The following is a 26,312-nucleotide window of genomic DNA, read 5'->3' as shown; positions in this document are numbered from 1 at the left end:
TACTAGTTAAAGATTTTTATACAATTCCTCTAAAGTATTTAGCTGATTATTTAAATTTTGATAGGCTAAGTATTTCATAAGTACTCAAAAACTAGCTACAAGTTGTAGTAAGGTATCGAGAAGTTCCGATACTTATAAAAACTGATTTAAGAGTATATAGAGAGAAAAGTATATTATAGTTTGAGCATATTACCCGAATACACATAAAAGGTGACTAGTATTAATTCCCCTAAGAATACACCTGTAAACATATATTTAAAAGGCATTTTAATAATTCCGGCAACATAACAAATAATGTCAGTTGGAACTAAAGGAAAAAATGACCAGCCAAACACTAAATATGTAGCTTTTGAACTTTGAAGTTTGCTTTCCCATTTTTTAACTTTCTTAGGATATTTTTTTTCTAAATATTCACTAAAACCTAAGAGATCTGCAAAATAATATAAAGATGTGGCAGATAACATAATTCCGACCATAGATATAATTAATACCAAGAGTAGTTGATCTGGAAATAATAAAACTCCAGTAATTACAAAAGGTGTACTCGGAATTAAGAAAAATCCTCGTATAAGTGATAGTAGAATATATACAGTCATTATTTGTCCCTTATAAGAACTAATGAAGTCTTTGATGTAATCTACAGAGAATATTTCTGGATTTTTTACATAGCGATATAAAAGGTAAATAAGTAATACTCCCCATAGTATATAAAAGATTTTTTTTCCTGTCTTTAACATAGTTTTCTTCAAAAAAGGTTAATAGTGCAATTATTATTCTATTTCTAGAATTTACTTGATAAGACGACCATTTAAAAGAAATGTTACTTCTGTTTTAAAAATAAAGAAATTGTAGTTAAAAAGTGTAAAATGACTTAGTTATCAGTTAAATAATAATTTAGGGGTAAAGAATACCAATAAAATAGAAAGTAGTACTAAATAAAAACCATATAAAACGATTTTACTTTTTATTCCATTTGTAATTACTAAAAACAAAAAAAGTATAACGATTAAAATCAGTCCTAAAGGCGAGTATATAAAAAATAGAAAGAACAAATAAATATCAAACAGAGGTAATAGATTGAGATTGATTAAGATTAACAATATATTATAAAGAATAAAAAAGCCAATAATTAATTTATTAGCTTTTCTTCTTTTGCGTTCGTATCTGGTTGACATTTATATTTTATTTAGGAGAAATTCGTACAGCTGTTCCTGTAATAGAAACAACTAAAACATTAGAACTAGATACAGTTTCAATATCTATTTTAATTCCCACAACAGCATTAGCATTTAGCTTTTCAGCATTGTTTTTTAGTTTTTGAAAAGCTTCTTCTTTAATGCCTTCTAAACCTAATTCATAAGCTTCATAATACTTTTTCATACTAAACATATCTTTAAAAGACATTTTAGTTCCGTTGTAATTGTAAGATGAATTGTAAGAAATACCGGTTACAATTCCTTTATATTCAGTTATTTTGTGCCCTTCAATTGAGTTAGTTGTTGTTAAAATCATAATTAATATTTTGATATTAGTAGTAGAAAAGAATGTGTTGTTACATTCGAATATTTAAAAACCAACAGCTTTATCATCACCTCTATGATCTGCACCACCTTCTAATTTGCCATCAGGAAGTACTAAAATAGCATCGACTTTACCAATTACAGGTGAGTTAGTTTCATCTAGTTTATAGTCTAAAGATTTTAATTTGTTTTTAATTTCTTCGGAAAAGCCGTTGGGCTCCATTTTAATAACATCTGGTAACCATTGATGATGAAAACGAGGTTGGTTTACGGCTTCTTGCATTCCCATTTTATATTCATGAACATTTAAAATTGTTTGTAAAACAGAAGTGATAATTGTAGAACCACCAGGAGTTCCAACTACCATAAATAATTTTCCATTTTTCTCAACAATAGTAGGTGTCATAGAACTTAGCATTCTTTTTTCAGGTTCAATTTTATTAGCTTCTGCGCCAACTAAACCGAACATGTTTGGTATCCCAGGTTTGCTACTAAAATCATCCATTTCATTATTTAAAAAGAAACCTAGTTCGCTACAATATAATTTTGAACCAAAAGCAGCATTAATAGTTGTAGTTACAGAAACTGCATTTCCGAATTGATCTATAATAGAGTAGTGGGTAGTTTCATTACTTTCAGAAAATGTGATATTACCATGAGAAACATCACTAGAAGAAGTAGCTTTATCAAAAGAAAAGTTTTCCATTCTAGAAGTACTATAAGTTTTACTGATTAAAGTTTCTTTTGGAATTTTTACAAAATCAGGATCACCTAAGAAAAAACTTCTGTCAGCATAAGCTCTTCGCTCAGCTTCAGTAATTACTTGAATAGATTTAGCAGAATTATGTCCATATTTATCTAAATCATAAGGTTCAATAGCATTCATAATTTGTGCTAAACAAATTCCTCCACTAGAAGGCGGAGCCATAGAAATAATTTTTAAATCATCGTAATTGAATACAATCGGAGTTCTCCATTTAGCTTCATATTTGGCTAAGTCTTCTTCAGTAATATACCCTCCGTTTTCTTGCATGAATTTAGCTAATATTTTTGCTGTTTCCCCTTTGTAAAATTCATCTCGACCATTTTTTTGGATTCGAGTTAATGTTTCTGCTAGAGAAACATATTTTATAGTATCGCCTTTTTTCCAATTATTATCTAATAAAATAGTTTCAGCATTTGCTTTTCTGAAATCTGGTGTATGCTTTTTTAAACGATTTTCTTGCTTTTGAGTTACAACAACACCTTTTTTGGCCAAATTGATAACCGGTTGTATAATTTCTTCTATAGGAAGCGAACCAAACTTTTTATGTGCAGCAAAAACTCCAGCAACAGTTCCAGGTATACCAACTGCTGTTGCTCCAATTGTACTTTTTCCTTTAATAACATTTCCTAGAGAATCTAAGTACATATCTTTTGTTGAAACTAAAGGAGCTTTTTCTCGATAATCCAAAGCACCAATTTCACCATTATTTTTTCTATAAACCATAAAACCACCGCCACCGATATTTCCTGCATAAGGAAAAGAAACTGCTAAGGCTAGTTCAGTAGCTACCATAGCATCAAAGGCATTACCACCTTTTTTAAGAATATTAGCTCCTATTTTAGAAGCTTCTTCTCTAGCAGAAACAACCATAGCTTTTTCTGTGATTAAGCCAATTTCTGGTTGCTTTTTACAGTTTAAGAATAATGTTATACATAAGAGAAAAGCAAAACTTTGTTTCATTTGATTGAAGGTTTTTTGATTATATAAAAAATTATATTTTGTCGATTTCATTGGTTACAAAATTGATTAATTCAAACATGAAGGCTTGAAAATCATTTTCAAGATCTGTATAATATAATTGAAGATCTTCAATAGCTAAATTCATTTGAGATTTTCCTTTAGTGCGTCTGTTCATTCCATTTAAAACATCTTGAATTCCTTGTATGAATTGATAATTATATAACCAGTTATACTGAATCATATATGGAAGTAGTTCTTGTGTTTTTTCAGGAAGTATTTTTTCGTTATTTAAAAATAATTGATAAATACTATTGGTATAAACATCTAAAGGAATTTGTGAGTAATCACTCCAATTTTTAGCTAAAAAATGATCGTAAAAAATATCTATTATTATCCCGTCATAATGTCCATAACGTTCATGTAATCGACGTTTACTTATACGGACAATTTCGTTTGAATCTGTAAATGTATCAATAGCTCTATGAAGATAAATGCCTCGCTGAATGTCTTCTGGAAAATGCTTGAATTTATTCCCTTTAACATGATCGGCAATAAAATTACCTATCATAATTTCAGTATTGTTTGGGGGAGATAAATAGAGATGAGCCAAAAAATTCATAGGCTAAATGTAAAGAAAAAACCACAAACAAAATTTGTTTGTGGTTTTTTAACATTAATCCTTTTTAGGTATGTTTTTTAGAATTTCTAATAAATACTTCCAAAATTTTTGCATTGATGAAATCTGAGCTCTTTCATCTGGAGAATGTGCTCCTCTGATATTTGGCCCGAAAGAAATCATATCCATTTCAGGATAATTTTGACCTAAAATTCCACACTCTAAACCAGCATGACATGCAGCTACATGTGGTTCAGCATTATTCATTTCTATATATAAATACTTTAGTATTTTTAAAATATCTGAATTTGTATTTGGTAACCAACCAGGATAAGAGCCTGAGAATTCAACATCAAATCCAGCTAATTCGAAAACAGAACGTAATGAATTTGCTAAATCCCACTTGTTTGTTTCAGAAGAAGAACGTGTTAAACATCCAATTTTAATAGCTCCATCTTTAACTATTACACGAGCTACATTATTAGATGTTTCTACTAAATCTTTAATATCTGGACTCATACGGTAAACTCCGTTTAAGGCCCCATAAATAGATTTTATTAAACCGATTTGAACACCTAAGTCCATTACAGTTTCTGGAGTTTCTACTTCTTTAAGTTCAATAGTTAAGTTTTCTTCTAAAGAAGCAAACTCACCTTTTATTTCATTTATTAATTCATTTAATTCAAATAAGAAGGGGTCTTTAGAAACTGTGTCTATAACTATAGTAGAAAAACTTTCTCTTGGAATAGCATTACGTAAACTACCTCCATTAATTTCGGAAATTCGTAAACCATAATTTGTAAACCCGTCAAATAATAAACGATTCATTATTTTATTGGCGTTTCCTAAACCTTTATGAATATCCATTCCTGAATGACCCCCATTTAACCCTGTTACAGAAAGTTCAAAAGCAGTTGTGTTTTCTGGGGTATTTTCTGATTCGTATGTTCTTGTTGCAGTAATATCTACACCACCAGCACAACCAATTCCAATTTCATCATCTTCTTCAGTATCTAAGTTTAAAAGAATATCACCAGTTAAAATTCCGCCTTCAAGTCCCATTGCACCAGTCATGCCAGTTTCTTCATCAATAGTAAATAAAGCTTCGATTGCAGGATGAGTAATATCATTCGAAGATAACACAGCCATAATAGAAGCAACTCCTAATCCGTTATCAGCTCCTAAAGTCGTACCTTCTGCTTTTACCCAATCTCCATCAATAAACATTTTAATTCCTTCTGTGTCAAAATCAAAACTTGTATCTGCATTTTTTTGATGTACCATATCTAAATGGCTTTGCATTACAACTGTTTTCCTATCTTCCATTCCTAAAGTTGCAGGCTTACGAATAATTACATTTCCAACCTTATCAACAAAAGTCTCTAGATTTAATTTTTTACCAAAATCAACCATAAATTGAATTACTCGCTCTTCTTTTTTTGAAGGACGAGGAACTGCATTTAAATCAGCAAAGTGATTCCATACTACTTTAGGTTCAATATTTCTTATTTCTGAACTCATTCTTTTTAGTTTTGTTTGATGAATCAAAGGTACGTTTTTTGGTGTTTTTAAAGAAGTTATTCTAAGGTTTAGATGATTTGTTTTTATGTTGTGTCTTTCTCTTAGATTATTGTAATTTCGCAATATGGATTTTTCATCTAAACTTCTTGAAAATGCTGTTAATGAAGTTAGCAGATTACCTGGTATCGGAAAGCGTACGGCTTTACGTTTAGTTTTACATTTATTAAAACAGCCTTCGGATAATACAAAGTATTTAACAACTGCACTAACACAGTTTAGAACAGAAGTTAAGGAATGTAAAAAGTGTTATAACATTTCCGATACAGAGTTATGTGATATTTGTAGTAATTCTAACAGGAAAGAAGAAATTGTTTGTGTTGTAGAAGATATAAGAGATGTTATGGCAATTGAAAATACTGGACAATTTAGAGGTTTGTATCATGTCTTAGGAGGAAAAATTTCACCAATAGAAGGTATTGGACCACAAAATTTAAATATAGAGCCTTTAGTTGAAAAAGTGAAAAGAGGAGAAGTGAAAGAATTGATTTTTGCTTTAAGTTCTACAATGGAAGGAGACACAACAAATTTTTATATTTATAAGCAAATAGAAGATTTTGCTATTACTACATCAACAATAGCTAGAGGAATTTCAGTAGGAGATGAGTTAGAGTATGCAGATGAAGTTACTCTTGGACGAAGTATTATTAATCGAATACCATTTGAAAATAGTTTAAAACAATAAAAAAACGCCTAATTTTAGGCGTTTTTTATTGGGAGTTATTGTATTGTTATTGTTTTTTCCAAGTAACAGAACCAAAAGTAAATTTAGTATTGTTATCAGTAAAATTAATAGTTATTACATCTGGAGTAGTTCCTCCATCTTCTAAAAACTCATAAACACCACTTCCATTACTTTTCCAAGTACCTTTATCTACTCCATCAGAATTACAATTTGTAGCGTCAGTACCTCCATAAAATTCACTAGTAGTTGTACCGTCACTATTAAAAACTAAGGTAGATTTTTTAGTACACTCATTAGTTTCATCAATAGTTTGACCGTTGTCTTGTGTAACTTGTTTTTCTAATTTCCAAGTTCCAATGATAGGATCAGTTACCGTGTTGTCATCATCTGAACAAGAAACAGCTAATAAAAGAGCTGCTGCGATTGATAATAGTTTTTTCATAATGTATTTAATAATTTATTTAGGAGGGGCAAATCTAATTAAATTTTACCAAAAAAGACAACGTTTTGTCTATGAAACGTAGTATATAAATAAACGCTAACTTTTAGTGTTTAGCACGAGCCGAATTTCTTATTTTACGTTTAATTTATTTTAACAAATATAACTAAATAAAAAATTTGGTATATAATTGCTATGTTTTATACACGTTGTTGGTAGTAGTTATTTACCGCTTCAATTTTACTCTATCACAATTGGAATATCGCTTACTACTTTCCAATTATTATTTTCATCTTGTATTAAAATCAAGTATTTATGCATATTGGATGACTTATCGGACTTGAAAAGAACATCTACAATTGCGGTATGTTCTGTAATACTTATTTTTTTAAATTCTGTTTGATAAGAAGTTCCGCCAATTTTGTTTCCTTTCATCATTTCAAGATACATTTTCTTTGTGATGATTGTTGTAGTTTTTGAACCTTTAAACCTATTAGCAACTACTCGATAATCTTTATGCAAATATTCTTTTATTTTTGAAATATTCCTTTCTGATGTTGCATTTTCTAAATTAAGTACGATATTTTTAATTTCTTTTTCCATAGTTTCGTTTTGGTTTTGTGCCTTGCAATTTGAAAAACAAATTGTGTTTATTAAAGCAAATAATAAGTAGTGTTTCATAATATTAGTTTTTATGTCCTCGACAAAGAAACGATGAATAATTTTCATTTCTTTTGACGTTAGTCACAAAATAATTTATGAAATTCTTTTCCGAATTCTACTTAAAGATTCTCTACTTATTCCCAAGTATGATGCTAAATATTGAAGTGGAATACGCTTAACTAATTCTGGATTGTTTTCAAGAATATATAAATACCTTTCTTTCGGTGAATGGCTAATTTGAAGCGATGAGTATTTTTGTTCGCTAATAATTAGTTTTTCCAATATCATTCTTCCCATTTTTTGGTAAAAGACTGACTTTTCATAAAGTTTTGTCAGTTTGTCTTTATCGATGTAAAAAACTGTACTGTCTTCTATTGCCTGAATATTTTTTACAGAAGGAATATTATTAGTCATACTTTCAATTTCTCGGAGAAAGTCATTTTGTAAATAAAACGAAGTATTAATCTCTTTTCCGTCATTATTTATGTGAAAAGTTCGGATTAAACCTTTGGATAAAAAGAAAATACCCTGACAGATTTGACCTTGCTTTAATAAATATTCCTTTTTCTTTAATTTTTTTGTTTCAAGTATCAATTTAAATATTTCCCAATCTTCGTTAGATATCTTTAAGATTTCCTCAAATGTGTTCTTTAATGATTGATACATCGTTTGTTTTTAATTACTACCAGCGACTACTATGCGTAAAATATTATAATTTTATAAAAAAAGAGAGTGATTTAACACTCTCTTTTTTTATTTATTGTTTTTTGTAAACTGTATTTCCACTGACAATTCTAAAAGTTTTATTCTCGTCAGAAAACTCAATTTTTGATTCTATATTGTTAAAATTGTATAAATCATCACCTTTATTTTCCCATGTGTTTTCACCTCTAATTGAAATACATGTTCCGTTCAAATCTTGAAAAGTTTCAGAAGATGTGGTTTTATTTGAGTTAAAAGTAATAGTTGATTGCTTTTCACAATCTGTAACTTCTGTGCCATCTACTGAGAATAAATTCCATGTTCCAATAATTAGGTCATTAATATTTTCTTCATTAGAATCACCTGAGCACGAACTAAAAAGGGCTAAAAAAAATAAAGCGCAAATAAATTTATTCATTTTTTTAATATTTTATTGTCTCTTATAAGTTTGACGAACTACAATCATAGTTTTACCGTCATCTGAAAATTCGAAGCTAACATCAGGACCAGAAGTATAACCATCTCTTCTTAATTCATAAACATTGTTGTTTTTACTTGTCCATTCACCTGTAACGTTTAAGATTTCATCGCAATTATTGTTTACAGTGTTGAATTCTATTTGATTATACGAATTATCTTCATTAAAAATAAATGTCGTCTTTTTTAAACAATTATCTACTTCTACACCATCTGTACTTAAAAATAAAGACCAAGTACCAATTATAGGATCTTTTGTTTCATTATCACCTCCATTATTGTCTGTTATAACTCCATTTCCGTTATCAGGATCTACCATTTCAGAATCATTAGAAGAACAAGAAATTAGACATAAAAAAGTTAATGAAAGAATAATAATTTTTTTCATAATAAGGGGATTTTTTAAAATTTTCACGAAATATAGGTATTTATTTTTAAACTGTATCTTCTGTTTTTTTATTGTTTTCAATAAGCTCTTTTTCGTATTTATCCCAACTTTTTTTATTCCTGATTCTTTTGTATAATTTTACACTTAGCATTAAAAGTATTGAAACTAATACAATTCCTATAACACCCCAAATCCAATTAATTGCGTTTTTTAATACTACTAAAAATACTACAGCAAAAAGAATTATTGTAGCAACTTCATTCCAAATTCTTAATTTGAATGAATTATATTTTATAATATCTTTTTGAAGTTGTTTAAAAATTACATGACAAGCAGCATGATAAAAATAAAGAGCTAAAACAAATGATAATTTAACATGCATCCACGAAGCGTATAAAAAGCCAGGATTTTCTATTAGCATCCAAAAAGCAAAAACACTAGCTAAAATAGCTGAAGGCCAGGTGATAATATACCAAAGTCTTTTCTCCATTAATTTATATTGATCTTGCAGTATTTTTTTTGCAGGTTCGTCTTTTTTTTCAGCTTCTGAATGATATATAAAAAGACGAACTATATAGAATAGTCCTGCAAACCATGTGACTACAAAAATTATGTGAAGAGATTTTAAATATTCAAAGCTCATAATTTATTTTTTTTCAAATTCATGAATCCATTTTGCTAACGCATCTACCCATTCTTCATTATCATTTAAACAAGGAACAGTGTAGAATTCTTCACCGCCAGCTTCTTCAAATTCTTCTTTACCTTCCATGGCGATTTCTTCCAAAGTTTCTAAACAGTCTGAAACAAAAGCAGGAGTTACAATTGCTAATTTTTTAATACCGTCTTTTTCGGCTTTTTTAATAATTGTTCTATCAGTATAAGGTTGTAACCACGGATCAACTCCTAATCGAGATTGGAAAGTAGTTGTAACATTGTTTTCATCTAAACCTAATTCAGTAATAACATTTTTGGTGGTTTGAAAACATTGATGACGGTAACAATAGTTATGCGCAGCAGATTGTGTATTACAACAACTTCCATCAATTTTACAATGTGATTTAGTAATGTCTGATTTACGAATATGTCTTTCTGGAACTCCATGATAAGAGAACAAAATATGATCGTAATCTTTATCAGATAAATAATCTTTTATACTATTTGATAATGCACTGATGTACTCTTTTTTATTGTAAAAAGAAGGAAGGTTGGTCAATGTCATATTAGGAAAATGTTCTTTTCTTAATTCTTCAGCTAATACCAAAATGGTTTCAGTAGTTGCCATAGCAAATTGTGGATACAGAGGAACTAAAAGTACATCTGTAACTCCTTTATCATGTAATTTTTGTAATCCTTGCTTGATTGAAGGGTTTCCATAACGCATTGCTAAAGCTATAGGAAGATCTGTTTTAGCTTGTACTTTTTCTTGTAAACGTTCAGAAAGTACAATTAAAGGCGAACCTTCTTCCCACCAAATCTTTTTATATGCAGCAGCAGATTTTTTCGGACGCGTATTTAAAATGATTCCTTTAACTAAGAACGAACGAAACCAATACGGAAAATCAATCACACGTTCATCCATTAAAAACTCTCCTAAATATCGTTTTACATCTTTTGGATCTGTACTATCTGGAGATCCTAAGTTTACTAATAATACTCCTTTCATTCTTTATAATTTATCTGAGACAAGGTCCGCTTATTTTGGCCTCATCTAATCCAATTGTATTTTTATTTATTATATATTTTGAAACATCTTTGCTTAACACAAGACATTTAAATATTCTATCATTATACTTTTTATAACAATAAAAATTATGTATCTCGTCCATGTTTACTATAACATAAGTAAAATTGTATTCTAATTGAACATCTAAATCTTCTGGAGATAATTTCTCTGTTTGAAATACATATAATTTTTGGTCGTTTTTCTTTTGATCTTGTAAAGCTTTTTGTCTACCTATAATACATTTTTTAGATAAAGAAATGCGTTTAGGTCTTTTTCTCTTCCTCCAAATATCTTTATAAATATAGGTTTTAAAGACAGTTTCATTAATCTCAAAATTCATAAGATATTCATCTTGTTCCTTTTCTGTTTTGAGTCCAAAAAAACCATTTTGATCTACTAATTTTCGTTGTGTAAAACCTTCTATTGACACATGTACTTTTGGAAAACGATTTTTGAAACTTTCAGAAATAAATAATTGCCCTTTAATTAAATCTTGTGATTGTATTTTTAAAGGAATAAATACTAAAATCAAAATGTAAAAAACTCTTTTTATCATTTTAGTTAATCTACTTTTGAAAACTTCTCTCATTCATTCAATTGATTAGTAACTTCATATAAAGTAATAGCTAAACTATGAATAACATTCATGCTAGAATTTCTTCCAAACATTGGGATAGAGATAGTTGCATCTACCAAATCAATATGTTCTATACCATTTCGTTCGCTACCCAAAAGTAAAACCAATTTTTCATGATTTTTAAAATCAAAATCTTGAATATTTATGCTTTTATCAGTTATTTCGATACCAACAATTGTATTTCCTTCTTTTTTTAATTGTGCGATTAACTCAGAAAAATCTGAATAGGTTTCATTATGAATCTGTTGAATTGTATTTCGTGCTGTTTTTTTTACAATTCTATTGTTTAAAGCTGGTGAACTTTCGTGCAAATAAATTTGTTGTACACCAAAACTTTCTGCGATTCTAAAACACATTCCTATATTTTCTGGTGTTCTAATGGCATCGCAAACTATCGTTATAGGAAACTCTTTTGTTTTATTTTCTATTTCGTAATGTGTCAGTTGTTTCATTTAAATTTCTAAATCTAATAAGAACTCATTCCATAAATTATCTTTAAATTTCGATTTAAAGAATCCAAAGTGTCCAATGTTATCAACGTTATAGTTTTTTGGAGTTAAATGTTTACGGATAATTTCTGCATTAAAGTATTTTTTAGTCATCCAATCAATTGCTTTTTTAGGAGCAAAAGTATCATTGTCTGTACTGTAAGATGTGACTTTACCTTTTATTTGATGATGATATAATTCTTCTTTTTTCTTGTAATGAAATAAATAATCTTTCTTGCGTCCCCAGCTTGCAAATTCTTGTGCCATTGACTTCGGAAGATTTTCCATTCCTGTTATTTTTTTGCTTGGTAAATATCCAAATACAGTCGTAAAAACTGGAAAAATAACATGCCAGTTAAAATACATTTGAAGCCTACCAAAACCTTTCCAATGTTTAAAATAACCAGATTGACTAGCTACTAAAACTACATTATTAATGTATTTGTTAGCCGGAGTTAATCCTAAGATTTGTCCGCCTATACTATGGCAAACACAATCTATCTTAGCTTCTGGATGTTTTTCTTTGATATAATGTAAGACACTATTAATGTCGTTAATCGCCCAATTGGTAAGAGAAATATCAAAAGCTTTTAAGTTGTCTTTTTTAGAAGCTCCAATTCCAGCATAATCGAATGTATATGCAGTAATTCCTTTAGAGCTTAAAAATGAGGCAAATTTCTGATAGTATCCTTGTAAAACTCCAGTTGCAGAACATATCAAAACAACTTTGTTTTTATTCGATTTGCTAGAGAATTCAGTAAGACTTATAGCGTGACCAAGCGGAGTTGTTATTTCAAAAACTTCCATAATTAAGAATTGAGAGATAACACATATTGCTTCGGAGTGGTACCGAATTTCTTCTTAAAAGCAGCAATAAAATGACTTGCGGTGCTATAACCAACTTGTAACCCCACTTCGTTTACATTATAGCGATTACTTTCTAATAGTTTTCTTGCATGTTCCATTTTATAATCGAATAAAAAACTATAAACAGTATCTCCATAAACTTGTTTAAAACCTTCTTTCAATTTTTTAAGATTTAAACCTATTTCATTAGAAAGTTCTTGTAAAGTTGGCGGTTCAGCCATACGAGAGATAATAATATCTTTTGCTTTTCTAATTTTAGAAACGTCTCTTTCATCTACTAAAAACGGACAATATTCTCCTTCGATAGATTCGTCTTTTTGAAAGTGTAAACTTAAAAGTTCATAAATCTTTCCCTTTATATATAAGTTTCGAATAGAACTATTCACATTAGCATTAATCAATTGCTTTAAAACTATAAGTACTGTGGGTTTAATAATTGAATCATCATAATATTTCCTATTCTTATTTTCTTCACTTAAAAAAGGAATATAACCTGCTTCTGTAGAAAATAAAGAATGAAACTTTTCAATTGATACTAATAAAGATACTAAAGCACTTTTAGGTTTAATTTCAAGATTAAGCGGTAATCGTTGTTGCGGGTTATACAATAGAATAGAATGTTCTTCTAAAACATCTAAAGTATAAGTGCCTCCATTAAAGTGAAACTTAGAATTCCCATGAATTGAAAAGTGTAATTGGATAAAAGAATTATCTATATCTCTCTCAAAACGTTGTGTTTCCATAGAATCATTTATGAATTCTAAGAGTAGAAAACCGTTTTCAAGATTGGTTTCATTAAAAGTACTTTCAGCGATATTTTTCAAACGATATTAAGTTTAAGAATAAAACATTTTTATTTAGAATGATTCTATATAAAAAAACTTGTAAACATTGATTTTACTGCAAAAATAAAGAAAATCAGGTGTTTTACGAAAAAAATAACGATAAAGACAAAAATCGACATTTTAAGTTCTTTTGGCGATACTTTTATCTAAAGTAAGTTTCTATTTTTGTCGGGATTTTAGATATTTATTGAATGTTGACGAATACAAAGCACAAAAATTTTTACAATATTGGTGTAAGCTATGTTAAAGCAGATGCAAAAACGAGAGGAAAATTTTCTTTATCAAAAGAAGATCAAATTTCGTTATTAGAAGAGGCAAAATCAATGGGGTTCGATGGAATTTTTGTGTTATCTACTTGTAATAGAACAGAAATTTCTGGATTTGCACCGAGGCCTTGTTTACTTATAGAGTTGTTATGTAAATATTCTCAAGGTACTGTAGAAGAGTTTAGAAGTATTTCTACAATTCAACAAAATCAAGAAGCAGTGAACCATTTATTCAGAATGGGGACTGGTTTAGAAAGTCAGATTTTAGGTGATTACGAAATAGTTGGTCAGTTAAAAATGGCAGTTAAGCAAGCCAAAGAAGTTGGAACTATTAATGCTTACATAGAACGTTTAATTAATTTAGTATTACAATCGAGTAAACGAGTTAAAAACGAAACAAAGTTAAGTTCAGGTACAACATCGGTATCGTATGCAGCAGTTCAATATTTAATCAAAAATCTTCCAGATTATAATTCAAAAAACATTTTGGTTTATGGTTTAGGAAAAATGGGAAAACATACGTGTAAAAATTTAGCGCAGTATACTCAAAACAAACAAGTAACTTTAGTTAATAGAACAGAGGAGAAAGTTGATGAGTTTATTAAAGATTACGACTTTATTAAAAAAGCTAAATTAGATAATTTAACATCTGAAATAGAAAATACAGATATTTTAATTGTTTCTACAGGAGCGTCAATAGCTACAATCACTAAAGAAAATATTACTTCTGGTAAAAATTTATTAGTTTTAGATTTATCTGTACCGGCAAATGTTAGTGAAGAAGTAAAGCAATTAGATAATGTAACATTAATTAATGTCGATGAATTATCTAAAGTTACAGATGAAACTTTAACTGTAAGAAAACAAGAAGTGCCAGTTGCAGAAGCAATTATAAGTGAGCACAAACAAGAGTTTAACGAGTGGTTAAATCACCGTCGTTTTACACCAGCAATTAATGCTTTAAAACAATCTCTAGAAGCAATTCAGCAAGACGAGATAAACTTTCATAAAAAGAAAATATCTAACTTTGATATTGATCAAGCAGAAGCGATCACATCAAGATTTATACAGAAAATTACTACACAATTTGTAAAACACTTAAAAGAAGAGAATACATCTGTTAATCAAAGTATTCAAGTTATGGCAAAAGTGTTTGGCACAAATTTAGAAACAATAGATGCAAAAAATAATTAGAATTGGTACTCGAGATAGTGAATTAGCACTATGGCAAGCTAAAAAAGTTCAAAAATTACTTCACCAAGAAGGTTATCAGTCAGAAATAGTTCCTATTAAATCTACAGGGGACATTATTTTAGATAAACCGTTATACGAATTAGGAATTACAGGAATCTTTACTAAGAATTTAGATATCGCAATGTTGAATTATGAAATTGATATTGCTGTTCACTCTATGAAAGATGTTCCTACAGTTTTACCAGAAGGAATTGTACAAGCTGCGGTTTTAAAAAGAGCAAATCATAACGATATCTTAGTACTAAAAGACAATGAAGAGTTTTTAGCACAACCGAAAGGAGTTATTGCTACTAGTAGCTTAAGAAGAAAAGCTCAATGGTTAGATCGTTATCCAACGCATAGCGTAGAAGATTTAAGAGGTAATGTAAATACACGTTTACAAAAGGTTAAAGATAACGATTGGAACGGAGCTATCTTTGCAGCAGCAGGATTAGAACGTATTGGAAAAAGACCAAAAGGTGCTGTTAATTTATCTTGGATGATCCCTGCTCCAGCTCAAGGAGCAATAATGATTACTGCTTTAGAAGAAAACGAAGATATCAGAGAAGCATGTTCTTATTTAAATCATAAGGATACTGAGATCTGTACAGCTATTGAGCGTGAATTCTTAAATAGATTAGAAGGAGGTTGTACTGCACCAATCGGAGGTTTTGCAAGAATTGATGAGGTAAATAAAGAAATAGAATTCAAAGGAATCTTATTAAGTAGAGACGGAAAGAAAAAAATAGAAGTCCAAAGAACTGTTCCTTTAATCAAAAGAAAATATTTAGCCAAAGATTGTGCAAACTATATTTTAGATAGAGGCGGGAAAGATTTAATGAGTGAAGATGTTGTTGTAAATAAAGATTTTTCAATTTATTCTACAAAGGCACTTTCTGAAGCACAAAAAGATCTTCTTGCAGAATCTATAAAAGTTGAGGATAGCGACTTTATCAAAATTAGATTTAATAGAATTGCTCCTAAATTAGTTAAACAAGAATTAGAACATGTAATTATTACAAGTAAAAATGGAGTAGAAGCGTTACTTCATAATTTTACAAGAGAAGAATTACAGTTTAAAAATATCTACTGTGTAGGTAGAAGAACAAAGAAATTAATAGAGCAGAAAATAGGTAAGGTTAAAAATTCAGAAAGAAATGCTAAAAAATTAGCAGCTTATTTATCTGAAGAATTATCTGGACAAACCGTAACTTATTTCTGTAGCGATTTACGTTTAGATACTTTACCAACAGTTTTATCAGAAAATAATATTACTGTTAATGAAATAGAGGCGTACAAAACAATGTATAGTCCAGCTAAAGTAGATGAAACAGTAAACGGAGTGTTATTTTACAGTCCTTCTACTGTAGAAAGCTACATGCAAGAGAATAAAGGAGATAAAATCGCTTTTTGTATTGGAGAAACTACAGCAAAAGAAGCATCTAAATACTTTGAAGAGGTACAAGTTGCCAAAGTTCCAACAGTAGAAAGTATTTTAGAATTAGTGAATTTACACTTCGTAAAGAGTTAGTATATGTTAAATACAAGAAGACCAAGAAGAAATCGTAAGTCTGCAGCAATAAGAGCTATGGTAGAAGAAACTATCTTATCTGTAAACGACTTTATTTATCCTGTATTTCTTATTGAAGGTTCAGGAAAGAAAGAAGAAATTGTTTCTATGCCTGGTATTTATCGCTATTCGTTGGATTTACTTTTAGGAGAAATTCAAGAGTGTGTAGATTTAGGAATTAAAGGATTCTGTGTATTTCCTTCATTAGGAGATGACAAAAAAGATAAATATGCAACTGAAGGATATAACCCTGAGAGTTTATATAATACGGCATTAAAAGAAATCAAATCTAAGTTTCCTGAAATTGCTTTAATGACGGACATTGCTATGGATCCATATTCAAGTGATGGTCACGATGGAATTGTTGAGGACGGAGAAATTCTTAACGATGAAACTTTAGAGATTTTAGGAAAAATGGCTCTTGCACAAGCAAAAGCTGGTGCAGATATTTTAGGTCCATCTGATATGATGGATGGTCGTATAGGATATATTAGAAATGTTTTAGATGAAGCTGGATATACACAAGTTTCTATAATGTCGTACACAGCAAAATATGCAAGTGCTTTCTACGGTCCGTTTAGAGATGCATTAGATTCGGCTCCAAAGTTCGGAGACAAAAAAACATATCAAATGAATCCTGCTAATACTAGTGAAGCTTTAATAGAAGCAGATTTAGATATTCAAGAAGGAGCAGATATGATTATGGTAAAACCAGCTTTAGCATATTTAGATATTATCAAGTTACTAAAAGATAACTACGATGTGCCAATCACAGCTTACAATGTAAGTGGAGAGTATGCAATGCTTAAAGCAGCAGCAGAAAAAGGTTGGTTAGATGGTGAGAAAGTAATGTTAGAAAGCTTATTAAGTATTAAAAGAGCAGGAGCAGATATTATCTTAACCTATTTTGCTAAAGAAGTTGCTAAAATTCTTTTAGAAAGAAAATAAAATTGAAGATTAAATTAATAACATATCATTTTTTAACATTTATATTGTTATCAATAATTTACATCCTTTTTAGTGAAAGTATTGTAAAATTCTTATTTCCAGGTGTACATGATATCCTGTTATGGTTAAAAGTTTCAGTAATAGGAATTTTATTGTTGATCATTCTTAATGTTATTTCTTACAGATATTTTATAAAAAAACTCAAAGTTTAATGAAATTCAAAAAATCACAAAAACTATATAATAAAGGTTTAGTTAATTTAGTTGGAGCAGTAAATTCACCAGTTAGAGCATTCGCTTCTGTTGGTGGAAATCCACTTTTTATAGATAAAGCTAAAGGAAGTAAAATTATCGATGTAGATGGAAACTCTTACATCGATTATGTGTTGTCTTACGGACCAATGATTTTAGGTCATCGTCATAAGAAAGTACAAAAAGCTGTAACTAAGGCTTTAAAAAACGGATATTCTTTTGGAGCTTCAACAGAAAATGAAATTAAACTAGCTAAAATAGTTTGTGATGCTTTTCCAGGAATGGATAAGGTTCGTTTTGTAAACTCCGGTACAGAAGCTGTTTTAAGTGGAATTCGTTTAGCTAGAGCTTATACAGGAAAAGATAAGATTATTAAGTTTTCTGGTTGTTACCATGGTCACCAAGATTCGTTATTAGTTGCAGCAGGTTCTGGTTTAGCAACTTTAAGTTTACCAGGTAGTAAAGGTGTTCCAGAAGGAGCAGTAAAAAATACTTTAATCGCAAATTATAATGATTTAGAAAGTGTTAAAGCACATTTCGAAAAGCATGATGATATAGCTGGAGTAATTATTGAACCTGTAGGAGGAAATATGGGAGTTGTAATTCCTCAAAATAACTTCTTAAAAGATTTAAAAGAATTAGCTAATAAAAACGGAGCTTTACTTATTGCTGATGAGGTAATGACAGGTTTCCGTTCTACATTTGGTGGAGCTCAAGAAGTTTTAGGAGTAGAAGCAGATATTACGTGTTTAGGTAAAGTTATCGGTGGAGGTTTTCCAGTTGGAGCTTACGGAGCTAGAAACGAGATTATGGAAAATGTAGCTCCATTAGGAGGAATGTATCAAGCAGGAACATTAAGTGGTAATCCAATTGCTATGGTTGGAGGTATTGCTACTTTATCAACATTAAAAAAGCAAAATCCGTACAAGCAATTTGATGCAGTCGGAGCAGAAATAGAAGAAACGATTTTATCATCAGCTCAAAAATATGGAGTAGATGTTACGGTGAATAGATTTGGTTCTATGATGAATCCTTTTTTTACTAATAAAAAAGTTACTAATTTTGAAGAAGCACAAACTTCTGATACTAAAAAGTTTGCTGTATTTTTCTGGGAGATGATAAAAAACGGAATATTTTTACCTCCATCTCAGTTCGAAGCTTGGTTCTTATCTAGTGCTTTAACTGAAAAGAATATTAGTAAAACTAAGAAAGCGTTAGACAACGCATTAAAAGCAGTTTCAGAAATGTAAAAAAACGAATCATGAAATTATTGAGTTTAATATTATCTTTCTTTATATACTTATCTTGTTCTACAAAAGTGAATAATAATATAGAAAAACAACAAGTTATGACAAACCTGTATGAGGGAACTTTAACTGGAGCAGGGAGTGAAGGATTTAAAAAAGAAAACATTGTTATTCAGTCAATTAAAGATTGGGAATCTTTTTTGTTAAAGTTAAACTCAGCAAATAATATTTCAGAAGGATTTGAAACAAATATAGATTTTTCTAGAAAAAATGTAATTGTTGCCATAGATAATGTAAGGAATACTACAGGTTTTACGATTAAAATCAATGAAGTTTTAGAGAAAAATAAAACTTTAGAAATTGTAATTAGTAGTAATGGACCTAAACCAACAGATATGGTAGGTATGGCAATTACACAACCAATACATATAGTTACAATTAATAAAACAGACAAGAATATAATTTTTGTCGAGAAATAATATGATAAAAAACGATTTATTTTTAAGAGCTTTAAAAGGAGAAACAGTAGATAGACCACCAGTTTGGATGATGAGACAAGCAGGTAGATATTTACCAGAGTTTATGGAAATTCGTGAAAAATACGATTTCTTTACACGTTGTAGAACTCCTGAATTAGCTTCAGAAATAACTGTACAGCCAATTCGTAGGTATGGTATGGATGCTGCAATTTTGTTTTCAGATATTCTTGTAGTACCTCAAGCAATGAATGTTGAAGTTGAAATGAAACCTAATTTTGGCCCATATTTACCAAACCCAATTCGTGATAAAAAAAGTTTAGATCAGGTAATTATTCCTGATGTAAATGAGGAACTAGGTTATGTCATGGATGCAATTAAAGCAACTAAAGAAAAGTTAAATAATGAAATTCCATTAATAGGTTTTGCCGGCTCTCCTTGGACAATTTTATGTTATATGGTACAAGGACAAGGGTCTAAAAATTTTGATAAAGCTAAGGAATTTTGTTTCACTCAACCAGTTTTGGCACACGAATTGCTTAGGAAGATAACAGAGACCACAATTGCATATTTAAAAGCAAAGGTAAAGGCAGGTGTAAATGCTGTACAAGTTTTTGATTCTTGGGGAGGAATGTTATCTCCTGTAGATTATCAAGAATTTTCATGGCAATACATTAATGACATAATTGAAGCGTTAAAAGATGAGGTTCCAGTAATTGCATTTGGTAAAGGATGTTGGTTTGCACTTAACGAAATGTCAAAATCAGGAGCTTCTGCATTAGGGATAGATTGGACTTGTTCCGCAAGAAATGCAAGATATTTAACAGGGGGAAATATTACTTTACAAGGTAATTTTGACCCTTCTAGATTACTTTCTCCACCAAATGAAATAAAAAAAATGGTAACAGAAATGATCAACAATTTTGGAAAGGATAAATATATTGTTAACTTAGGGCACGGGATTTTACCTAATATTCCTCTAGAAAACGCAAAAGCATTTGTTGATGCAGTGAAAGAATACAAACCATAATAAAATTAAAATTAATCGAGATTCCCATGAAAAGATTAGTAACTTTAGTATTGATTATAATTACGTCTAGTGTTTTTGCACAAAAAAAATACTACAATCAAGCGGTAAATAGTTGTGCAGATAAATCTTCAGACGAACTAATCAATAAATGTATAAAAGATAGTTATTTGTTAAACTACGACTTTACTACTAACGAAGATAAAGTGATAAGTACAAAAGAAATTAAAAAACCTATAGTACTTATTGCTGCAGCGACATGGTCTGCTCCTTGTTTTGGACAGATTCCAGCTTTAAATCAAATGGTAGAAAAATATAATGATAAAGTTGAATTTCTAATGATTTTTTGGGACAAGAAAGATAAATTAGGAAGAATACAAGAAAAATTAGACAAAAGAATTGTTTTAGTTCCTGCTGGAGATGCTGATAAAGTTGAAAAAGGTAATTTAGATATTAGTGGTTTTATACATAAATTAGATTATCCAACAGCTTATTTAATTGACAAGACTAAAAAATTTATTGATGTTAAAAGAGGAGCCGCAATTCCTACTAAAACTGTAAGTAAAGATGAAGCAACAGCAACAAATGTTTCTGAATTAGAAGCTTTTATTAGTCAAGTACTAAATTAGTAGTTAAATACTCACAATATTTAAAACCTCTTTCTTAATTTTGAAAGAGGTTTTTTAATTTTTTAGCTATGATACAATCAACTATAAACGCTATTAAAGCATATTTCGATGCTCTTGCCATCATCAAAAAATTGAATTTGTGGAAATATTTTCTAATTCCAGTAGTAATTAGTGTTATCACAGCATTAATAATAGGATCTTTTTCTTATTTCTTTTCTGATAATTTAGGATATTATATTGCTAAGTTGTGGCCTTGGGAATTTGGAAAAGAAACTTTTACAACCATAGGGAATTTTTTAAGCGGAATTGCTATAGTTGCGATTGGTTTAATTTTATATAAGCACATTGTTTTAGCGTTATCTTCTCCATTTATGAGTCCAGTTTCTCTCAAAATTGAAGAACATTTTTATGGAAAGAAACATCAACATACAAAAAGCACATTCTCAGAATCATTAGCTAGAGGTATTCGAGTTAGTTTAAGAAATTTAGGAAGAGAGTTATTATTAACACTACTAATTATCATTTTAGGATTTATTCCTTTAATCGGTATTTTTTCTTCTATAGCATTGTTTTTAGTCCAAGCTTATTATGCTGGCTTTGGAAATATGGATTACACATTAGAACGTCATTATAAATACAGAGATAGTATAAAATTTGTAAAAAAGAATAAAGGTACAGCTATTGGAAATGGAATAATCTTTATTTTATTTCTTTTAATTCCAATTATTGGAGTTGTATTAGTATTACCTTTTTCAGTAACAGCTGCAACTACAGAAACCATGAAAAAAATACAGTAATTAATATACTATTATCAGTATTTTTGTCTTTCAATATTTAACAGAATAATGAAAGATCAATTTTACGCATACATTCAAGAATTACAAGATACCATTACTTTAAAATTAGAAACTATAGATGGTAAAGCTAAGTTTCAAGAAGATTTATGGAAGAGAACAGAAGGAGGAGGAGGAAGAACTCGTGTGATTGAAAATGGAAATGTATTTGAAAAAGGAGGCGTAAATATATCTGCTGTACATGGAGAGTTACCAGAAGTATTAAGAAAACAATTTAAAGTTGAAACAGGTAATTTTTTTGCTTGTGGTTTAAGTTTAGTTTTACATCCTATAAATCCTTTTGTACCTACAGTTCATGCAAATTGGCGTTACTTTGAAATGTACAATGAGAAAGGAGAAATAGTTACACAATGGTTTGGTGGTGGGCAAGATTTAACTCCATACTACCTTTTCGAAGTAGATGCAAAACATTTTCATAAAGTTTGTAAAGAAGCTTGTGATAAACATCACATAGATTTTTATCCTAAATTTAAAGAAACTTGCGATAATTACTTTTGGAATGCTCATAGAAATGAAGCTAGAGGAGTAGGTGGATTGTTCTTTGATTATTTGAAAGAAACAGAAGAGTTTTCTATGCAAAATCGTTATGATTTTGTTACTGAAATTGGTAATAGTTTCTTAAATAGTTATGTTCCAATAGTTGAAAATAGAAAAGATACTGAGTATACTCAAGAACACAAAGATTGGCAAGAAGTACGAAGAGGACGTTATGTTGAGTTTAATTTAGTTCACGATCGAGGTACATTATTTGGGTTAAAAACTAATGGAAGAATAGAAAGTATTTTAATGAGTTTACCACCTAAAGTTCAATGGAAATATAACCATGTTCCAGAAGAAGGCACAAAAGAAGCAGATTTATTAAAAGTTTTGGCAAAACCTGTAAATTGGGTTTAACTTTTTAAATATTAATTGAGTACATTTTTTATTCTGAGTTTTTAATTAATACTTTTGCCCGAATTTTAAATTATTAATTATGAAAATAGAAACTTTGAAAAAGAACTTAACTCATTTTTTGAGTTTATTGCTATGTATTACCTTATTAAGTTGTTCTAGTGAAGAAGAAAATGATGGTGTAAATAGTGATAGTTATTTATGGTTTATTTCAGGAGAAATAAATGGAGAGCCTTTTGTTTATGGACAAGAGTTAAGCAATACTACTCAAACTTACGATATTGTAAGAACGAATACATCTTCATCTACGTGTGCTTATTCAGAAGATAATGGGTTTTCTTATGATTTCTCTTTATATCCATTTCATAATGAATCTTTACCAACAGTTGGTTTTGAATTTAATAGAATGCACATTTGTAGAAATACAAATTCTCAAAACGAAATATTTAATTCTCTTTTTCCAAAGAAAGAATACGATTTTGCTGAAGATAATAGAGATGAGGATAAAAATGGAGGAAAAGTAGGTGTTTATTATCTACCTAGCGCAAATTCAGATGCAGCTGTTTATACTACCTACAATAGTGATTTAAGTAACAATTACTTTGAAATTACAAAAAGCGAAGGAATTAATCAGTCGGCAGGTTCATTTGCTGTTGTTAGACAGAATGTTGAAGGTGTTTTTTCTGTAACATTATATAATGAAAATGACCCGAATGATAAAGTTGTAATAACAAATGGAAGATTTAAATTAGTTTTAATTCCATAGTGTATTTAAAATAAGAAACAGTAAAAGGATTACTAGTAAAGTAATCCTTTTTTTTATCCCCAGATGATATTTTTTCTAGTCAGTTTTTTATGTGTTCTCTTTGCTGCTTGAAGTTTTGCTTTTAATAAAGATTTTCTTCCTTTTACATTTCTAGTATATAAAAGTTCAACTTTATTAATATAAGAATTCCATTGCTTTTGAAACTCTAAAGCATTTTCCTTATTCGTTCCAAATATTTCAGGGACTGTAAAAAAATGTTCTTTCTTAAATCGTTTTGAAACCCATGTAGAACGACATATTAAATATTTAGGATTGTTTACAGGAGATAAAACTTCATTTAAAGCATCTATAAATAATTTACTTTCTAATCGGTTTGCTCCATGAATTGTACAAACAACTTGACCATTTTGTTGCATTTTTGTTTTTAATTTCACAACATTTTTAGGACTGCTCATCATTTTTAATTCATAAAGAGTTTTCAATATAACTAAACCTATTTTGTGAATTTTCTTATCTGCAACTCCGAATTTCAAGAAAGATTTTATGATTTTAGTTGAAGTAAAAAATAACCAAATCATAAGACTTACTAATAAGATACTTATAACTTTAAGAACTCTAGAATCATCAATAATAAATAAAACAGGGATAAATATGACAATTAAAAATACAATTAACCATGTTTCTTTTAAGCTATAAAAAATAGCATTTAAATAATCTTCTTCTTTAGGTTTAGTCTTTTTTCTAGGATTTAAAAAAGTTAGTTGTTTGTTTACTTTTTTACCTTTAAAAATCGATTTTTCCCATTTTTGAGATATTTCCTGTCTATTTTCCGATAATTCTAAGGTGATTTTATTTAAACCTTCAACATCATTAGTGAAAATTTTATGAGGAAGATTTAATCTTGTTAATCCCGTTGTTATAATATCATTTTCCTCATTACTAATACCTAAAAAAGAATTGAATCTTCTTTCTAAAACAGTAAAATCTTTACCTCCTTTTTCATTGGTAGGATCTAAACAAGCTAAATGCCATATTAAACCTACTTTATTCGGGTTTGAACTATCAACTCGAATTGCTCTTCCTCGCATTTGATTTGAAGAAACAAAAGACCCAATAACAGAAGCTAAGATTAAACTATTAATGCTTGGAGCATCCCAACCTTCACCTAAAAGAGATTTTGTACCAATAAGTACTTTTATATGACCGTTTTCAAAAAGTTGAGTTATAACTTCAACAATATTTTTTTGAGAAGAGCTTTTAGAGGAAATTAAAACAAAATTTTCATCAGATTCGAGATAAGTAATTGTGTAATTTTCAAGAGTGTCAATTTGTTCTATTTCATGAATAATTTCTTGGTGAATAATAACTACAGAACCTGATAAAACTGCTAGAGATTTTGTGTAAAATATGACATTTTTTATACGTTGAAAAATAGGAATAACTCCCATCTTTTGAATATTTTCATATTCATTATTAGGTAAGTTTAAATATTCTTTTCTAATATAATCGGTAAGAATTACACAACGTAAATCATCTTTTAAATTCTTTTGCTCTTGTCGAACAATTTCAACGATACTCTTTAATTTACTAGGACTATTACTTAATGATTTATATACAAAATCATCTCCTGTAAAATTGACTCTATTTTTACTAAAGATAGAAAGTAAACGAAGCTGTTTTTCAAGCTTATTTAAATATGTTTCATGTTTTATTAGAGTTTCTCTATCTGTGACTAATAAAAATTGAAGTAAGATTTCAATCCAATAATTTGATAACTCAGGAAATTCTATGTTTTCTTCTTTATTAAAGCCTAAAATTTCTAATTTTTCTATTGGAATTTCTTCTTTACAAGCATTTAAAAAAATTAAAATTGAAGAAAAGAAATTCGAATTCTTATAAATTTCTTCAAGTTGACTCTCTGTTCTTTCATAAAAACGATGTTTTTTAATAAAGTTTATAAATGTTGAATCTGAAGTTAAAGAGTTTCTAAAATGATCAACTTTCTCTTTAAATTGCGTGATAAACTTCACTTCTTCATCTTCTGGTTTAGATAAATACACTAAATCTTGATGAGGAGCTAGGTTTTTTTCTTTAACTAAATCCGGAACTACAATTTCATCATCAATTTCATTACAGAGCTTAAAATATTTTTGTATTTCAGAATTTTCACTGTCATAAGGAGGAGTTGCAGTTAGTGCTACAACAGTTTGTAAGTGTTCTTCTTTTAAATCATATAAACATTTCCACCAAGCATTTTTTAAATGATGTGCTTCATCTAATAGTAAAACTTCTATGTTTTCTTTTTTAAAGAAATCAAAGTAGGCTTCATTAGTTTCAAAAGTTTTAAAAAAACTATGTAAAGCTTGGTAAGTAGAGAAAGTTAAAGTAGACGGATTTTTAATATCAAATGAAATATCTTCAAAGTCTTTATTTTCAGTGAAAAAGCTTTGTAATCTATCATTCCATTGATTTCTAATAGTCAATGTTGGAGTTAAAACTAGAGTTTTCTTACCAATTCTTCGAATAACTTCTATACCTAAAATAGTTTTGCCAGATCCAGGTGGAGCCACAATATGAAAATGATTATCAGCAATATGTTTATCAAAATTCTGTAAAACTTTTGCTTGATATGGTCTCCACTGAGATTTAAAGCGCAATTTTTTTAGTGACATATTTATTATATAGATTCAAAATAATAAAACGAAATTATATGTTCTTATTGATAATTAGAAAAATCACACAATTTTTTTAAGTTAATTGAAGGTTAATGGAGGTTGTTAACTTAAAGAATATAGAA

Annotated in this window: 28 protein-coding genes; 11 read left to right on the top strand and 17 right to left on the bottom strand. The window is 29.2% G+C overall.

Annotated features, from left to right (window positions below):
* Window positions 1-173 precede the first annotated feature (173 nt).
* The 5 genes from ACSIGC_RS03680 to ACSIGC_RS03660 form a co-directional block, all read right to left on the bottom strand.
* Window positions 174-737, bottom strand: a complete 564-nt coding sequence (locus ACSIGC_RS03680; protein ID WP_442266811.1) for a TVP38/TMEM64 family protein — start codon at window positions 735-737, stop codon at window positions 174-176.
* A 445-nt stretch (window positions 738-1,182) separates the two neighbouring features.
* The gene (locus ACSIGC_RS03675; RefSeq protein WP_442266810.1) at window positions 1,183-1,512 is read right to left on the bottom strand and encodes a YbjQ family protein; all 330 of its coding nucleotides are present in this window, start codon (window positions 1,510-1,512) and stop codon (window positions 1,183-1,185) included.
* A gap of 54 nt (window positions 1,513-1,566) precedes the next feature.
* Window positions 1,567-3,246 carry a gamma-glutamyltransferase gene (gene ggt, locus ACSIGC_RS03670; protein WP_442266809.1) on the bottom strand — a complete coding sequence of 560 codons (1,680 nt, stop codon included), beginning with the start codon at window positions 3,244-3,246 and terminating at the stop codon, window positions 1,567-1,569.
* A gap of 31 nt (window positions 3,247-3,277) precedes the next feature.
* The gene (locus ACSIGC_RS03665) at window positions 3,278-3,865 is read right to left on the bottom strand and encodes an ACP phosphodiesterase (protein WP_442266808.1); all 588 of its coding nucleotides are present in this window, start codon (window positions 3,863-3,865) and stop codon (window positions 3,278-3,280) included.
* A 54-nt stretch (window positions 3,866-3,919) separates the two neighbouring features.
* On the bottom strand, window positions 3,920-5,383 hold the full coding sequence (locus ACSIGC_RS03660) for an aminoacyl-histidine dipeptidase (protein ID WP_442266807.1): 1,464 nt from the start codon (window positions 5,381-5,383) through the stop codon (window positions 3,920-3,922).
* 124 nt (window positions 5,384-5,507) lie between these two features.
* On the opposite strand from ACSIGC_RS03660, the gene recR reads away from it, so the two are divergent.
* On the top strand, window positions 5,508-6,125 hold the full coding sequence (gene recR, locus ACSIGC_RS03655) for a recombination mediator RecR (RefSeq protein ID WP_442266806.1): 618 nt from the start codon (window positions 5,508-5,510) through the stop codon (window positions 6,123-6,125).
* A gap of 46 nt (window positions 6,126-6,171) precedes the next feature.
* On the opposite strand, the gene ACSIGC_RS03650 is transcribed toward recR, so the two are convergent.
* From ACSIGC_RS03650 to ACSIGC_RS03600, 11 genes are all read right to left on the bottom strand, one after another.
* Window positions 6,172-6,567 (bottom strand): lipocalin family protein, encoded by a 396-nt coding sequence (locus ACSIGC_RS03650; RefSeq protein ID WP_442266805.1) that lies wholly within the window; start codon window positions 6,565-6,567, stop codon window positions 6,172-6,174.
* A gap of 237 nt (window positions 6,568-6,804) precedes the next feature.
* Complete coding sequence (locus ACSIGC_RS03645) at window positions 6,805-7,167, bottom strand: DUF4440 domain-containing protein (RefSeq protein ID WP_442266804.1); 363 nt, start codon at window positions 7,165-7,167, stop codon at window positions 6,805-6,807.
* A gap of 153 nt (window positions 7,168-7,320) precedes the next feature.
* Complete coding sequence (locus tag ACSIGC_RS03640; protein ID WP_442266803.1) at window positions 7,321-7,893, bottom strand: Crp/Fnr family transcriptional regulator; 573 nt, start codon at window positions 7,891-7,893, stop codon at window positions 7,321-7,323.
* Window positions 7,894-7,984: 91 nt separating this feature from the next.
* Window positions 7,985-8,347 carry a lipocalin family protein gene (locus ACSIGC_RS03635; RefSeq protein ID WP_442266802.1) on the bottom strand — a complete coding sequence of 121 codons (363 nt, stop codon included), beginning with the start codon at window positions 8,345-8,347 and terminating at the stop codon, window positions 7,985-7,987.
* A gap of 12 nt (window positions 8,348-8,359) precedes the next feature.
* Window positions 8,360-8,794, bottom strand: coding sequence for a lipocalin family protein (locus ACSIGC_RS03630; RefSeq protein WP_442266801.1), 435 nt, complete (start codon window positions 8,792-8,794; stop codon window positions 8,360-8,362).
* A 46-nt stretch (window positions 8,795-8,840) separates the two neighbouring features.
* The gene (locus ACSIGC_RS03625; RefSeq protein WP_442266800.1) at window positions 8,841-9,437 is read right to left on the bottom strand and encodes a CopD family protein; all 597 of its coding nucleotides are present in this window, start codon (window positions 9,435-9,437) and stop codon (window positions 8,841-8,843) included.
* 3 nt (window positions 9,438-9,440) lie between these two features.
* Complete coding sequence (gene hemH, locus ACSIGC_RS03620; RefSeq protein ID WP_442266799.1) at window positions 9,441-10,460, bottom strand: ferrochelatase; 1,020 nt, start codon at window positions 10,458-10,460, stop codon at window positions 9,441-9,443.
* A 10-nt stretch (window positions 10,461-10,470) separates the two neighbouring features.
* Window positions 10,471-11,109 (bottom strand): hypothetical protein, encoded by a 639-nt coding sequence (locus tag ACSIGC_RS03615; RefSeq protein WP_442266798.1) that lies wholly within the window; start codon window positions 11,107-11,109, stop codon window positions 10,471-10,473.
* Entirely contained in the window at window positions 11,106-11,609 is a 504-nt protein-coding gene (locus ACSIGC_RS03610) for a TrmH family RNA methyltransferase (protein ID WP_442266797.1), read from the bottom strand. Before ACSIGC_RS03610 ends, ACSIGC_RS03615 begins: the two co-directional genes overlap by 4 nt.
* Entirely contained in the window at window positions 11,610-12,452 is an 843-nt protein-coding gene (locus ACSIGC_RS03605) for an alpha/beta hydrolase family protein (protein ID WP_442266796.1), read from the bottom strand. It lies immediately after the preceding gene.
* Between the two features lie 2 nt (window positions 12,453-12,454).
* On the bottom strand, window positions 12,455-13,336 hold the full coding sequence (locus tag ACSIGC_RS03600) for a helix-turn-helix transcriptional regulator (protein ID WP_299627932.1): 882 nt from the start codon (window positions 13,334-13,336) through the stop codon (window positions 12,455-12,457).
* Between the two features lie 212 nt (window positions 13,337-13,548).
* Here ACSIGC_RS03600 and hemA point away from each other — a divergent pair, with 212 nt between their 5' ends.
* The 10 genes from hemA (at window position 13,549) to ACSIGC_RS03550 (ending at window position 23,515) form a co-directional block, all read left to right on the top strand.
* Window positions 13,549-14,817, top strand: a complete 1,269-nt coding sequence (gene hemA / locus ACSIGC_RS03595) for a glutamyl-tRNA reductase (RefSeq protein ID WP_442266795.1) — start codon at window positions 13,549-13,551, stop codon at window positions 14,815-14,817.
* Entirely contained in the window at window positions 14,801-16,387 is a 1,587-nt protein-coding gene (hemC, locus tag ACSIGC_RS03590; protein WP_442266794.1) for a hydroxymethylbilane synthase, read from the top strand. The genes hemA and hemC overlap by 17 nt, the downstream gene beginning before the upstream one ends.
* A gap of 3 nt (window positions 16,388-16,390) precedes the next feature.
* The gene (gene hemB, locus ACSIGC_RS03585; protein ID WP_442266793.1) at window positions 16,391-17,374 is read left to right on the top strand and encodes a porphobilinogen synthase; all 984 of its coding nucleotides are present in this window, start codon (window positions 16,391-16,393) and stop codon (window positions 17,372-17,374) included.
* 211 nt (window positions 17,375-17,585) lie between these two features.
* A complete protein-coding gene (gene hemL, locus ACSIGC_RS03580; protein WP_442266792.1) occupies window positions 17,586-18,875 on the top strand; it encodes a glutamate-1-semialdehyde 2,1-aminomutase in 1,290 nt (429 codons plus the stop codon).
* A gap of 11 nt (window positions 18,876-18,886) precedes the next feature.
* Window positions 18,887-19,351, top strand: coding sequence for a protease complex subunit PrcB family protein (locus ACSIGC_RS03575; protein ID WP_442266791.1), 465 nt, complete (start codon window positions 18,887-18,889; stop codon window positions 19,349-19,351).
* 1 nt (window position 19,352) lies between these two features.
* A complete protein-coding gene (hemE, locus tag ACSIGC_RS03570; RefSeq protein WP_442266790.1) occupies window positions 19,353-20,378 on the top strand; it encodes a uroporphyrinogen decarboxylase in 1,026 nt (341 codons plus the stop codon).
* A gap of 26 nt (window positions 20,379-20,404) precedes the next feature.
* A complete protein-coding gene (locus tag ACSIGC_RS03565) occupies window positions 20,405-21,004 on the top strand; it encodes a TlpA family protein disulfide reductase (RefSeq protein WP_442266789.1) in 600 nt (199 codons plus the stop codon).
* A gap of 68 nt (window positions 21,005-21,072) precedes the next feature.
* Window positions 21,073-21,801 carry an EI24 domain-containing protein gene (locus ACSIGC_RS03560; RefSeq protein WP_442266788.1) on the top strand — a complete coding sequence of 243 codons (729 nt, stop codon included), beginning with the start codon at window positions 21,073-21,075 and terminating at the stop codon, window positions 21,799-21,801.
* 48 nt (window positions 21,802-21,849) lie between these two features.
* Window positions 21,850-22,752 carry an oxygen-dependent coproporphyrinogen oxidase gene (gene hemF, locus ACSIGC_RS03555; RefSeq protein ID WP_442266787.1) on the top strand — a complete coding sequence of 301 codons (903 nt, stop codon included), beginning with the start codon at window positions 21,850-21,852 and terminating at the stop codon, window positions 22,750-22,752.
* A 79-nt stretch (window positions 22,753-22,831) separates the two neighbouring features.
* Entirely contained in the window at window positions 22,832-23,515 is a 684-nt protein-coding gene (locus ACSIGC_RS03550; protein WP_442266786.1) for a hypothetical protein, read from the top strand.
* Window positions 23,516-23,568: 53 nt separating this feature from the next.
* Here ACSIGC_RS03550 and ACSIGC_RS03545 read toward each other — a convergent pair whose 3' ends face one another.
* Complete coding sequence (locus tag ACSIGC_RS03545; protein ID WP_442266785.1) at window positions 23,569-26,187, bottom strand: DEAD/DEAH box helicase family protein; 2,619 nt, start codon at window positions 26,185-26,187, stop codon at window positions 23,569-23,571.
* Between the last annotated feature and the right edge of the window lie 125 nt (window positions 26,188-26,312).

This window comes from Tenacibaculum aquaeponti, assembly GCF_052084715.1.
Taxonomy (GTDB): domain Bacteria; phylum Bacteroidota; class Bacteroidia; order Flavobacteriales; family Flavobacteriaceae; genus Polaribacter.
This window is presented reverse-complemented; position numbering and strand designations above follow the sequence as displayed.